This window comes from Methylobacterium sp. CB376 (assembly GCF_029714205.1).
GTDB lineage: Bacteria > Pseudomonadota > Alphaproteobacteria > Rhizobiales > Beijerinckiaceae > Methylobacterium.
The window spans coordinates 5,585,340-5,598,276 of sequence record NZ_CP121648.1 but is presented as its reverse complement, the minus strand read 5'-3'; the positions used below and the strand labels follow the sequence as shown (position 1 = coordinate 5,598,276).

The window sequence follows — 12,937 nt, the reverse complement described above, 5'->3', positions numbered from 1 at the left end:
TTGTTCGCGGCGTCGCGCCAGGATAGCGCCCGTCGAGACGGTGCATTCGGGGAGGGTGGAGCTCGTTGCGTCTCGCCGATGCCATGCGGGAGCGCGGCGCCCTGGGCGCCCAGTCCAGCCGATTCGGCCTCTCCGGCCGTCTGCTGCTGCTGACGATCCTGTTCGTGCTGATCGCCGAGATCCTGATCTACGTGCCGAGCGTCGCCAATTTCCGGCGCACCTGGCTGTCGGACCGGGTCGCGGCCGCCCAGGTGGCGGCCCTGGTCCTCGACGCCGCCCCGTCCGCGAAGGTCTCGGACGACCTCGCCCGGCGCCTGCTGACCGGGGTCGGCGCCCGGGCGATCGCGCTTCGCGCCGGCGGCACCCGCCGGCTCATCACCGTGACGGAGATGCCCTCCGAGGTCAGCGAGGCGGTGGACCTGCGCGAGTCGAGCTGGGGCGACATGATCGCCGGGGCGTGGCAGACCCTCTGGCACCCGGGCGAGGGGCCGATCCGGGTGGTCGGCCACGGCATGGACGGGGTCGACTTCGTCGAGATCCTGCTCGACCCCGCCCCCCTGCGTGCCGCGCTGATCGACTTCTCCTGGCGCATCCTGATGACCTCGATGGCGATCTCCGGGATCACCGGGCTCCTGGTCTTCCTCGCCCTGCAGGTCTCGATCGTCCGCCCCGTCCTGCGCCTAACGCGCAACATCGCGGCCTTCGCGGACGACCCGGAGGACGCCTCGCGCCTGATCGCGCCCTCCTGGCGCCGCGACGAGATCGGGCTCGCCGAGACGGCCCTCGCCCGCATGGAGACCGTGCTGGCGGGCGAGCTGCGCCAGAAGCGGCGGCTCGCCGATCTCGGCCTGTCGGTGAGCAAGATCAATCACGAGCTGCGCAACCTGCTGACCACGGCCCAGCTCCTGGGCGACCGTCTGGAGGCGAGCGCCGATCCGGCGGCGCAGCGGGTGGCGCCGCGCCTGATGGCGACCCTGGACCGGGCGATCCGCTACTGCGAGGCGACGCTCGCCTACGGCCGGGCCGCCGAGCGGGTGCCGGAGCGGCGGCTCACGCTGCTCAAGCCGATCCTGGCCGACGCCGTCGACCTCGCCGGGATGGAGCCCGGGACCGACATCCGGGTGGTGGACCGCACGCCCGGGGCACTCCTGGTCGATGCCGATCCCGACCAGCTCTCGCGGGTGGTGATCAACCTCGTGCGCAACGCCGTGCAGGCCCTGGCGCTCGCCGGCACGGCCTGCGGATCGCCGCCCCTGGTCACGCTGGAGGGCCGCCGGGACGGGGAGGTGGTGACGATCCTGATCGCCGACAACGGCCCGGGCCTGCCGGAGCGCGCGCGGGCGAACCTGTTCTCGCCCTTCCAGGGCTCGACCCGACCGGGGGGCACCGGGCTCGGCCTCGCCATCGCGGCGGAGCTCACCCGGCTGCACGGGGGCACCCTGTCCCTGGATCCGACCCGCGTCGGGGCCCGCTTCCGCATCACCGTCCCGGACCGGGCGTGAGCCGCGGGCCGGGATCGTCCGGGCCCCCTGCTCATGCGCTGTCCGGACAGCGCATGACACGCCCGCGCGGCGCTTGAGGGAAGCCGACATCCGCATCGCGACGCGATCCGTCGGATGCGTATGCCAAGCCCGCGCGGCGCTTGAGCGAAGCCGACATCCGCATCGCGACGCGATCCGTCGGATGCGTATCCCAAGCCCGCGCGGCGCTTGAGCGAAGCCGACATCCGCATCGCGACGCGATCCGTCGGATGTCGGATCACCCGCCCGCCAGCACCTGCGCGGCGCGGTGCGCCCGCACCGTCACCTCCTCGGGGGTCGGCGGGTTCGCCGGGTGGTGGCTGAGGCAGTAGGGCGTGCGCAGCTTCGCGGGGCGGCCCGATCCCTCGGTCGAGAAGTAGAATTCCCCGGCCTTGAGCTTGCCGATGTCGCCCGCCCCGCCGCCCTTGGCGGAGAGGATGTCGTGCGCCGCCGCGATCGTGGCCGGACTCGCTTGGCGGCCGAGGAACTGCGTGGTGCAGTTCGACACGATCTGATTGTGGATGCCCCGCGGCGCCTGCGTGGCGAGGATCATCCCGAGCCCGTACTTGCGCCCCTGCGCGGCGAGCTTGATGCCGCTGCCGAGGCTCGGCGGCTGGCGCTGGGCGGGCAGGAAGGTCTGCGCCTCGTCCATCACGTAGAGCAGCCCGCGGGGCGACGGGTGCCGCTTGATCCAGCCGAACAGCGTCATCTGCAGGCGGTTCACGAAGTCCTCGCGCGCCGCCTCGGAGGCGAGGCCCGACAGGTTGACGACCGAGATCCGGGTGCGGGCCGGGTCCCGGCCGAAGAACAGCAGCGCCGGGTCGATCACCGGCCCCTCGGCCCGCAGCAGCGGGTTCGTCGCCACGGCGGCGTGGAGCTGGTTGGCCATGCCGGCGGCGAGCCGGCCCGCGTCGCCGATCAGGCTGATCCCGTCCGGCAGGTCGGAGAGCAGGGCCGTGAAGTCCGGCAGGTCGCCGCCGCCCCGCCCGGCGAAGAAGCGCAGCGCGTCGGCCAGCACGCCCCGCTGCAGCTCCCGGCGGCCGCCCGCCACCGCGAGCGGCGCGAGCGTCTCGACCGCCATCTCGACGGCCTGGTCGCGCTCGTCCGCGTCGCCGCCGAGGCCGGAGAAGTCGGGCATCGCGGGCACGAAGAGCGGGTTGCCGGCCCGCAGGCCGGGCGTCCAGACCACCACCTCGACCTGCGCCCGGTAGCGGCCCGCCCGGGCCTCGTCCTGCGCCGTGAAGCCGACGGGCGGCTCCGGCCAGGGATCGCCGAGCCGCGAGAGGTCGTTGTTCGGGTCGACCACGATGGCCGGGAGGCCGGCGAGCGCCGCCTCCTCGACGATGCGGCGCAACAGCACGGTCTTGCCCGACCCCGAACCCGCGATGATCGCCGTGTGCCGGCGCAGCAGCGCGGTCGCGAGGTCCACGGGCTCGGCCTCCGGCGTCGTGCGACGGCCGAGCGGGATGCGGTCCGGGATCGCCTCCGCACGGGGTCCAGGAGGCGTCTCCCGGCGCGGCTCCGGCGCGACCTTCGCCTCCGGCGCAATCCCCTCCGCCGAGATGCGCGAGGTCGGGCCGGGATCGAACGGCGGCGCGTCCGGCGCGGGGCGGCCCGCCGCGTGCCGGCGGGGCGGGATCCTGGTCGCGCCCTCGGCGGGCGGGGGCGAGCGCGGCCGCCTCGCCGAGGCCCGCGGCGCGGAAGAAGCCGAGCCCGTCGAGGGGCCGCGCGGCCCGCATCCAGGCCTCGAACTCGGCGAGGCGGCCCTCGGCCACCGCCCGCGCCCGCAGAGTCTGCAGGGCGACCAGGAGGCGCAGATCCGCGTCGGCGGGGTCGATCAGCCGCCCGCCCGCCCGGGTGAAGACGTCGAAGAGCTGCTGCGTCTTGGCGCCGCCGGGCGGCGGGCCGCGCCGCACCAGGACGAGTTCGCGGTGATGCAGGCGCGTGCGGATGCCCGAGGCGGTGAGCGCCGCCCGCAGCCGCGCCTGGAACGCGATGGCGTGGCGCTGCGTCAGGCCCCGGTAGCAGATGTGGCGCTCGCGGTCGTTGTCGTCCCGGAAGATGAAGGTCAGCCGGCCGTGCAGGGGCGGGATCCGCTGGTCGGGGTCGCCCCGGTTGACGATCTCGACCCGCTCGTGCGGCGGCGCCTGCAGGGCGTAGAGGTCGAAGGCGTCGCGCAGGAGCGGGCCGATCGCGTCGTCCTCGCCGTCGAGGAGGCCGGCGATGTCGGCCGCCCGCGCGGCCGCCGCGAGGTCGAAGGGCGCCCGCGGCGCGCCCGGGTCGCGCGGCGGCGCCTCGGCGATCAGGCTCTCGCAGACCGTGACGGTCCCCCGCTCCAGGCAGGCGCGGCGATGCGCGTCGCAGCGCATCAGCAGCGTGCGCGGCATCATGCCGGAGGCGGCGGCCTCGGCGATCGCGACCTCGCCGAAGGGCCAGGTCGGGAAGGGCGGGGTGAAGCCGGCCTCCGCGTAGGCGCGCCCCAGCCGGTCGACCACGAGCGCGCTCGCCGCCCTGCGGTCGTTCATGCCCAGCAGCGCGACCGGCGGCTCGAAGCGCTCGGTCCCCGACCTGAGGCCGTTCTCCCGGATGCGCTCCCAGGAATCGACCAGGCAGGTGACCACGGTCTGGCCCCGGTGGCGGACGTCGTGCAGTTCGAGCAGCCCCGCGGTGAGCACGGCGGCGAGGTTCGGCCCCGGCTCGAAATCCTCCCCGAGGGCGGCGCTCGCCGGGCTGACGACCCCGTCGATCTGGTCGACGGCCACCAGGGTCGGGCCCGCGAGGCTCATCACCCAGGACATCCCCGCCACGAGCTCCGCCGGCGGCGGCGGGGCGCTGCGGAAGCCGAGGGCCCGGCGCGCCTCCTCGTCGGCGTCGTGCCCCTGCAGCCACGCATGGGCGAGGCCGACGACGCCGACATCGCTCGCCCGCAAGAGGCAGAGAGCCCGGAACACGTCCTGGTGCCGGAGGGCCCGCGCCATGTCGATCTGCGTCAGCGCCCGCACCAGGAGGTCGACGACGCGGCGCGCGTCAATGTCCGGCGTGGCGAAGGCCTGCTCGACCTGCTGCTCGACGTTGAAGCGCCGGGCCACCCCGGCCAGCACCGCCTCGCATTGCCGGCGCCCGTCCGGCATCCGGTGGAGGAGGGCGGTGAGGTAGCTCAGGGCCGTGCTGCGCCAGAAATCGGCGAGCCCGAGCACGTCGAGGAGCACGAACCAGCCGCCCGCCCGCCAGATCTCCCGGCGCATCTCGCCGACGAGGTGCGTCTTCCCGATCCCGGACTGGCCGACGAGGATCGCGCCCTTGAGCTTGTCCTCGGGCGCGCGGGCGCGCCGCACGAACTCGCGCACGATCCCGGCGGCCTGGGCGCTGTTCGGCCCGGGAGCCGCCCCGGCGTCGATCCAGACGCTGTCGAGGGTGTTCACCCAGTCGAAATCGACCCTGCGCAGGGCGTCGAGGGCGTCGGTCATGGCTCGATCCAGAGGAGGTGGAAGGGCTCGCCGGCCGGGCTGAAGGCCGCCGCCCGCTCGGCGGCGTCGAGGCCGCGCGGATCGGTGATCTGCATCAGGCGGGCCTTGCGGCCCTCCCGCAGGATCAGGGCGAGGCCGGCATCGACGCTGGCCCGGTCGAGATCGGCGAGTTCCGCCCGGATGCGGCTGAGGCGGACCGCCTCGCGCCGGCGCCCGTCCGTGAGCGCGAGGTAGGCCGCCTCGATCCGCTCGAGCGCGGCGGGCGCGGGCGCCGCCTCCTGCCCCCCCGGCAGCGCCAGGCCGAGATGCGTCCGCGCCCAGTGCCGGCCCGCCTCCGTGACCGTGAGCCGGACGGAGCGCCCCCGCGGCTCCTGCGCGACGAGGCCGGCCGCCACCAGCGCCTCCCGGTCGGCCCGGGAGGCCGCCGGCTTGAGGTCGCGCGGCGAGGCGGATCCCTGCGCGTCGATCAGGGCCCGCAGGATCCTCGCCTGCCGCGCCGGCAGGGCCTCCCGCGTGGGCGCCGGGGCCTCGCCCACGAGGTCGGCGAGCGTGGCGCCGGTCGCGTCGAGGTGGCGCGCGACCAGCCCCAGCCAATCCTGCAGCACGCGGAACGTCTCGGGGAGCGGCGCGTGCAGGTGGTCGCTCGCCCAGCGCCAGCCCCGCTCGGTCACGGTCAGCCGGAGCGAGCGCCCCTGCTTCTCCGCCGCGACGAGCCCGCGCTCGATCAGGGCCTCCCGGTCGAGCCGCGCGACCGCGGGCCGCACCTCGCTCTGCAGGGCCGAGCCCTGCCTCCCGAGCAGGCACCACAGGATCAGCCCGCGCCGGGGCGTCAGGGTCTCGCTCATCCGCTCAAGCCTCTCCTTGCGCCCGCCGGAACCGCACGACGGCGCGGATCTTCTCGATGGCCCGCTGCAGGTCGGTCTCGACCTGCGCGTTGGTGAGGCGCAGCACGAGGTAGCCGGCCACCAGGAGCTCGTAGTCGCGCTGGCGGTCCTCGGCGAAGCGCGCCTCGCCGCGGTGCTCGGGCCCGTCGATCTCCACCACGACGCGGCCCGACTGCCAGAGCTGATCGACCCGCGGCGCGCCGTAGCCGGCGAGCGCGACGGGCTCGTTGCCCGAGAAGAGCGGGCCGAGCTCCGGGTCGCGCCGCAGGGCCTCCTCCAGGCGCCGCTCCGTCCCGCTCGCCGGATGGGCGCGGGAGGGCGGCAGGAAGCGGGCGCGGGCGGGCTCCGCGGGCGCCGCCGCCGCCAGGGCGCCGTAGAGGATGCGGTCGTAGGGCGGGACCGGCGGCGGCGCGGCCGGGAGGACGAACAGGCCGGCCGCCCCGTGCAGGAGGCAGCCTTCGAGGGCGGCGATCACCGGGGCGGCCCGCGCCGGCGAGACCGGGTCGATCTCCGCCGCCAGGATCACGCCGCCGGGATCGATCACGGGCAGGAGCTGGGCGAGTTCGAAGGCCCGCGCGCAGCGGCGGAAGCGGGGCGGGCGACCGGACGCGGCGCATTTCGCCGCGGCCCTGCGCCACGGGCCCGAGACGGGCGTCGCGGCCGGAGCCTCGTCCGGGGGCCAGTCCGGCCAGCGGGCCAGGGCGAGGTCCGCGAGGTCGTCGAGGATCCGGTCGAGCACCGCCTCGGCGCTCGCGACCGGGCCCGGCGCGAGGAAGAGCAGGCTGCGCCGGCCCGCCGGTCCCTCGGCCAGGATCGCGCGCAGGGTCTCCCGGCCGAGCCCGGTCAGCGTGAGCCGCCGGCCCGGGGCGAGCTCCGCGACCCGCGCGGCGACCTCGTCCGGCCCGAGCCCCGGGGCGGGGCGCGCGGAGGTCGGGGTCGCTGCTCGCTGCGCCATTCGGCCCGCCGGATCGGACAGGCGGGGTCGCGCCGGGCGCCCTGGCGCCCCTCGGTCCCGCATTCCCCGTCCCTAGCGAACCGACGGTTATTCGGCAAGGGGCGGACGTAATCCTAGGTTGTGCGCGCCTTCAGGTTGCGCGGCGCCCCGTCAGGCGGCGGCCTCGTCCCGCTTGCCGAGCCGCTTGTCGAGATAGGCCTCGACCGTCTGGCCGAGCTCGTCGATCTTGCCGTCGAAGAAGTGGTTGGCGCCCTCGACGATCTGGTGCTCGATCACGACGCCCTTCTGGGTCTTCACCTTCTCGATCACCGGCATGACCTCGCGGGCCGGGGCGACCCGGTCCTCGGAGCCGTGCACGAACAGGCCCGAGGACGGGCAGGGGGCGAGGAAGCTGAAGTCGAAGCGGTTCGCCATGGCGGCGATCGAGATGAAGCCCTCCACTTCCGGCCGGCGCATCAGGAGCTGCATGCCGATCCAGGAGCCGAACGACACGCCGGCGATCCAGCAGGCCCGCGCCTCCGGGTTCACCGCCTGCACCCAGTCCAGGGCCGCGGCCGCGTCGGACAATTCGCCCGCCCCGTGGTCGAACGAGCCCTGGCTGCGCCCGACGCCGCGGAAGTTGAAGCGCAGCGTCGCGAAGCCGCGATTCGCGAAAGTATAGAACAGGTTATACACGATCTGGTTGTTCATCGTGCCGCCGAATTGCGGGTGCGGGTGCAGCACGATGGCGATCGGGGCGCCCCTCTGCTTGGGAGCTTGGTAGCGTCCCTCCAGGCGGCCGGCCGGGCCGGCGAAGATGACCTCGGGCATGCGTGAACCCCTTCAACGAGCGATCGGCCGGGCGAGGCATGCGGGCAGCGCGAATGCGGCGGGTCGGCCGGAGCCTTGACTCGGGGGGAGGCTCCCCTACAAGCACCCTTAGAATGGTTCTACCGCGTTAGAACAATTCTAAAAAGCCCGTGTCCGGCCCATTCGCGGCCCTCGCGCCAGCCGCCCGGCGGCGTGCGGAACGCGTGTGTCGACGGCGCCTTAGCACGGCTCCCGGGGGGCAAGGCAAAGGAAATCGGCAGGTGCAGGCAGCAGACCGCGTCTATCTCGACCACAACGCGACCGCGCCGGTGCGACCGGAGGTGGCGGAGGCGGTCGCGCGCGCGCTCCTCGACCTTCCCGGCAATCCCTCCTCGGTGCACCGGGAGGGGCGGGCCGCCCGCGCGGCCCTGGAGACCGCCCGCGCGCGGGTGGCGGGCCTCGTCGGAGCGGCGCCCGCCCGCGTGACCTTCACGAGCGGCGGCACCGAGGCGGCGAACGCGGCGCTCTCCGGCGCCCTGGCGCGGCGCGGCGCGCCCGCCCCGACCCGGCTCCTGGTCGGGGCGACGGAGCATCCCTGCATCCTGGCGGGCCACCGCTTCCCGGCCGCCTCGGCCGAGATCCTGCCGGTCGACGCGGCGGGCGTCGTCGACCTCGCCCATCTCGAGGCGCGCCTCGCGGCGCTCGCCGGGGAGGGGGTGCTGATCTCCCTGCAGGCGGCCAACAACGAGACCGGGGTGCTCCAGCCCCTCGCCGCGGTGGTCGCCCTGGCCCGGCGGCACGGCGCCGCCCTGGTCCACTGCGACGCCGTCCAGGCGGCCGGGCGGATTCCGCTGGATTTCGCCGGCTCCGGACTCGACGCGCTGACGCTCTCGGGCCACAAGTTCGCCGGCCCGAAGGGGGTGGGCGCCCTGGTCCTGGCCGAGGACGTCGCGCTCGACGGCGGTCTCGTGCGCGGCGGCGGCCAGGAGGCGCGGCTGCGGGGCGGCACCGAGAACCTCGCCGGCCTCGTCGGGATGGGCGTGGCGGCGGAGATCGCGGCGCGCGGGCTCGCCGCCGAGGCGGCGCGGCTCGCGCGGCTGCGCGACGCCCTCGAGGCGGGGATCCGCGCCCGGGCGCCGGACGCGGTGATCTTCGGGGCGGGCGCGGCGCGCCTGCCCAACACCGCCTGCCTCGGGGTGCCGGGGCTGGAGGCGGCGACCGCGCTCATCGCCTTCGACCTCGGCGGGGTGGCGGTCTCGTCGGGTTCGGCCTGCGCCTCGGGCAAGGTCGGGCGCTCGACGGTCCTCGCCGCCATGGGCGTCCCCGCCGGCCTGGCGGCATGCGCCTTGCGCGTCAGTTTCGGGTGGTCGAGCCGGGAGGCGGACGGGGATCGGTTCCTGTCGGTCTTCGATCGGCTGCTGGCCACCCTATATAAGCGTCGGGAGAGGGCCGCGTGACCGCGCACCCCGCACCGGCCGTGTCATCAACCCGCGGCCCTTGAAGCCGTCAGCGGTAGGAGACGGGAATGCCTGCAGTGCAGGAGACGGTCGATCGCGTTCGCGCCATCGACGTCGATCAGTACAAGTACGGATTCGAGACCACGATCGAGATGGAGAAGTCCGAGAAGGGCCTCTCCGAGGACGTGATCCGCTTCATCTCGGCCAAGAAGCAGGAGCCGGAATGGATGCTGGAATGGCGCCTCGACGCCTATCGGCGCTGGCTGACGATGCGCGAGCCGGACTGGGCGCGGGTCTCGTACGACAGGATCGACTACGACAACCTCTACTATTACGCCGCCCCGAAGCGGAAGGCGGCGCAGTCGCTCGATGAGATCGATCCCGAGATCCTGAAGACCTACGAGAAGCTCGGCATCCCGCTGCGCGAGGTCGAGGCGCTGGAGGGCATCGCGCCCGAGAACCGCGTCGCGGTCGACGCCGTGTTCGACTCGGTCTCGGTGGCGACCACCTTCAAGGCCGAGCTGGCCAAGGCCGGCGTCATCTTCATGCCGATCTCGGAGGCCCTGCGCGAGCACCCCGACCTCGTGCGCAAGTACCTCGGCTCGGTCGTGCCGGTGACCGACAACTTCTTCGCGACGCTCAACTCGGCCGTGTTCTCGGACGGGTCCTTCGTCTACATCCCGCCGGGCGTGCGCTGCCCGATGGAGCTGTCGACCTACTTCCGCATCAACGAGCGCGACACGGGCCAGTTCGAGCGCACGCTGATCATCGCCGACAAGGGCTCCTACGTCTCGTACCTGGAGGGCTGCACCGCCCCGCGCCGCGACGACAACCAGCTCCACGCCGCGGTGGTCGAGCTCGTCGCCCTCGACGACGCCGAGATCAAGTACTCGACGGTGCAGAACTGGTACCCGGGCAACGCCCAGGGCCGCGGCGGCATCTACAACTTCGTGACCAAGCGCGGCGATTGCCGCGGCGCCAATTCCAAGATCTCGTGGACGCAGGTCGAGACCGGCTCGGCGATCACCTGGAAGTACCCGTCCTGCATCCTGCGCGGCGACGGCTCGCGCGGCGAGTTCTACTCGATCGCGGTCTCGAACGGCATGCAGCAGGTCGATTCCGGCACCAAGATGATCCATCTCGGCAAGAACACGACGAGCCGGATCATCTCGAAGGGCATCTCGGCCGGGCGCTCGCAGAACACCTATCGGGGCCTCGTCTCGGCGCACAAGAAGGCCAGCAACGCCCGCAACTTCACCAATTGCGACTCGCTGCTGATCGGCGACCAGTGCGGGGCGCACACCGTGCCCTACATCGAGTCGAAGAACGCCAGCGCGGTGTTCGAGCACGAGGCGACCACCTCCAAGATCTCCGAGGAGCAGCTGTTCTACTGCCAGCAGCGCGGCCTCGGCGAGGAGGAGGCGCGGGCGCTGATCGTGAACGGCTTCGTGCGCGACGTGCTGCAGCAATTGCCCATGGAGTTCGCGGTCGAGGCACAGAAGCTGATCTCGATCAGCCTCGAAGGCTCGGTGGGGTGAGGGCGGGCCCCGCGCCCCGCTCCGCCTCGACCCGCCGGGTTCCGGTCCCCCCGGCGGGTGCCGCCTCCCGGCCCCTCCGCGGATGGCCGCCCTGCTCCCGGCCGTCCCCCTGAACGGTGAAGATTCATGCTCGAAATCAAGAACCTGGTCGTCCAGATCGAGGACAAGCGCATCCTCAACGGCCTCGACCTCACGGTGGCCGACGGTGAAATCGCGGCCATCATGGGCCCGAACGGCTCCGGCAAGTCGACCCTCTCCTACGTGATCGCCGGCAAGGCCGATTACGAGGTGCTGGACGGCGAGGTGCTGCTCGACGGCGAGAACATCCTGGAGATGGCCCCCGACGAGCGCGCCGCCGCCGGCATCTTCCTGGCCTTCCAGTACCCGCTGGAGATCCCGGGCGTCGCCACCATGACCTTCCTCAAGGCGGCGCTGAACGCGCAGCGCAAGGCCCGCGGCGAGGACGAATTGTCCACGCCCGACTTCATGCGCCGCGTCTACGGCGCCGCCGACCGGCTCGAGATCAACCGCGAGATGCTCAAGCGCGCCCTCAACGTCGGCTTCTCCGGCGGCGAGAAGAAGCGCATGGAGATCCTCCAGATGGCGCTGCTGGAGCCGCGCTTCTGCGTCCTCGACGAGACCGATTCCGGCCTCGACATCGACGCCCTGCGCATCGTCTCCGAGGGCGTGAACGCCCTGCGCGACCCCAAGCGCAGCTTCCTCGTCATCACCCACTACCAGCGGCTCCTCAACCACATCGTGCCCGACACCGTGCACGTGATGTCCCAGGGCCGGGTCGTGAAGTCGGGCGGCAAGGAACTCGCCCTCGAACTCGAGGCGAGCGGCTACGCCGAGTATCGCGGCGCGGAGGCGGCGTGACCATGGCGGAGATCACCCCCCTGCGCAATGCGGCCGAGACCGGCCTCGCCGCCCTGTTCCAGGTCCGGCGCCTGAAGCTGCCGGGCTCGGCCATCGCCCGCGAGGAGGCCTTCCGCTTCTTCGAGGCGGCGGGCCTGCCCCATCGCCGCGTCGAGGCCTTCAAGTATTCCGACCTCAGGGCGGCCCTGCGCGAGGCGGCGGCGCCCGCCGAGCCGCCGAGCCCGGAGGCGGCCCGCACCGCGATCGTGCGGGCGGAGGGCTTCGCCACCGTCGAGGCGGCGCGGCTGACCTTCGTCAACGGCCACCTCGTCCCGGCCCTGTCGGATCTCGGCGCGATGCCGGACGGCGTCGAGGTCGTGCCCCTGGTCGAGGCGCTGACCGACGGCCACGCCCTCACGGCCGAGTTCACGCCGGTGGCGCAGGCCCGCGACAATCCGATCTACCAGCTCAACACCGCCTTCATGGCGGACGGGGCCTTGATCCGGGTCACGGCCGGCGCCAGGCCGGAGCGGCCGCTGCACCTGCGCTTCGTCGGCACCGGCGCGGAGGCCTTCTCCACCGCCACCCGCACCCTCGTGGTGCTGGAGGGGGGGGCGGCGCTGACCCTGGTCGAGAGCCACGAGGGGCCGGACGGCGTCGGCTACCAGCCGAACGACGCCCTCGACGCGGTGGTCGGCGACGGCGCCACCCTGCGGCACGCGCGGCTCAACCGCGAGGGCGGCGGGGCGGTCGCCCTCTCGACCCTCTCGGTCAAGCTCGGGGCCAAGTCGCACCTGGAGACCGTGAACGTCGCGACCGGAGCCGCCTTCGCGCGCCACCAGATCTTCCTGCTCTTCGCCGGCGCGGAGGCGACCGCGCAGGTCAACGGCGCCACCATGCTGAAGGACGGGCAGCTCGGGGATTCGACGCTGCTCGCCGACCATGCCGCCCCCGGCGGCATCAGCCGCGAGCAGTTCAAGACCGTGATCGACGGCGACGCCACCGGCGTGTTCCAGGGCAAGATCATCGTCGCGCAGGTCGCCCAGAAGACCGACGGCAAGATGAAGTCCGACTGCCTCCTCCTCAGCGACGAGGGGCAGATGATGAACAAGCCGGAGCTGGAGATCTTCGCCGACGACGTGGCCTGCGGCCACGGCGCGACCTGCGGGGCGCCGGACGAGGACCTGCTCTTCTACCTGATGGCGCGCGGGCTGCCGCGGGCCGAGGCGGAGGGGCTGATGATCCAGGCCTTCCTGGGCGAGGCCATCGAGGCCGTCACCCACGAGGGCGCCCGCGCGGCGATGATCGCCGCGGTGGAGACCTGGCTCGCCGCGCGGCGATGAGCGCCGCGGCGGAGACTTGGCTCGCCGCGCGGCGGTGAGCGCCGGGATCGCGCGGGAGCCTCCCCGGAGCGGGTGAGGCGAGTCCGCGCGGTCCCGTTCCCGGGAAGGCCATCCCGGCCCCGGAGA

Annotated in this window: 9 protein-coding genes; 5 read left to right on the top strand and 4 right to left on the bottom strand. The window is 73.6% G+C overall.

Annotation, left to right across the window (positions count from 1 at the left end):
- Window positions 1-83 precede the first annotated feature (83 nt).
- Window positions 84-1,502 (top strand): sensor histidine kinase, encoded by a 1,419-nt coding sequence (locus QA634_RS25720; RefSeq protein ID WP_018261043.1) that lies wholly within the window; start codon window positions 84-86, stop codon window positions 1,500-1,502.
- A 256-nt stretch (window positions 1,503-1,758) separates the two neighbouring features.
- Here the strand turns inward: QA634_RS25720 and QA634_RS25715 are convergent, their stop codons facing one another.
- The 4 genes from QA634_RS25715 to QA634_RS25700 all read right to left on the bottom strand — a co-directional run bounded on the left by QA634_RS25715 (window position 1,759) and on the right by QA634_RS25700 (window position 7,636).
- Complete coding sequence (locus QA634_RS25715) at window positions 1,759-2,949, bottom strand: ATP-binding protein (protein ID WP_283026888.1); 1,191 nt, start codon at window positions 2,947-2,949, stop codon at window positions 1,759-1,761.
- 2,034 nt (window positions 2,950-4,983) lie between these two features.
- Window positions 4,984-5,832: a hypothetical protein gene (locus QA634_RS25710; RefSeq protein WP_012334825.1), complete on the bottom strand. Its 849-nt coding sequence runs from the start codon at window positions 5,830-5,832 to the stop codon at window positions 4,984-4,986.
- A gap of 4 nt (window positions 5,833-5,836) precedes the next feature.
- Window positions 5,837-6,826: an endonuclease domain-containing protein gene (locus QA634_RS25705; RefSeq protein ID WP_012334824.1), complete on the bottom strand. Its 990-nt coding sequence runs from the start codon at window positions 6,824-6,826 to the stop codon at window positions 5,837-5,839.
- A gap of 150 nt (window positions 6,827-6,976) precedes the next feature.
- A complete protein-coding gene (locus QA634_RS25700; RefSeq protein ID WP_012334823.1) occupies window positions 6,977-7,636 on the bottom strand; it encodes an alpha/beta hydrolase in 660 nt (219 codons plus the stop codon).
- A gap of 260 nt (window positions 7,637-7,896) precedes the next feature.
- Between QA634_RS25700 and QA634_RS25695 the strand changes: the two genes are divergently transcribed.
- The 4 genes from QA634_RS25695 to QA634_RS25680 all read left to right on the top strand — a co-directional run bounded on the left by QA634_RS25695 (window position 7,897) and on the right by QA634_RS25680 (window position 12,811).
- Window positions 7,897-9,072: a cysteine desulfurase family protein gene (locus QA634_RS25695; RefSeq protein ID WP_012334822.1), complete on the top strand. Its 1,176-nt coding sequence runs from the start codon at window positions 7,897-7,899 to the stop codon at window positions 9,070-9,072.
- A gap of 68 nt (window positions 9,073-9,140) precedes the next feature.
- Window positions 9,141-10,610 (top strand): Fe-S cluster assembly protein SufB, encoded by a 1,470-nt coding sequence (gene sufB, locus QA634_RS25690; protein WP_012334821.1) that lies wholly within the window; start codon window positions 9,141-9,143, stop codon window positions 10,608-10,610.
- 126 nt (window positions 10,611-10,736) lie between these two features.
- The gene (gene sufC / locus QA634_RS25685) at window positions 10,737-11,489 is read left to right on the top strand and encodes a Fe-S cluster assembly ATPase SufC (RefSeq protein WP_012334820.1); all 753 of its coding nucleotides are present in this window, start codon (window positions 10,737-10,739) and stop codon (window positions 11,487-11,489) included.
- Between the two features lie 2 nt (window positions 11,490-11,491).
- The gene (locus QA634_RS25680; protein ID WP_012334819.1) at window positions 11,492-12,811 is read left to right on the top strand and encodes a SufB/SufD family protein; all 1,320 of its coding nucleotides are present in this window, start codon (window positions 11,492-11,494) and stop codon (window positions 12,809-12,811) included.
- Window positions 12,812-12,937 lie beyond the last annotated feature (126 nt).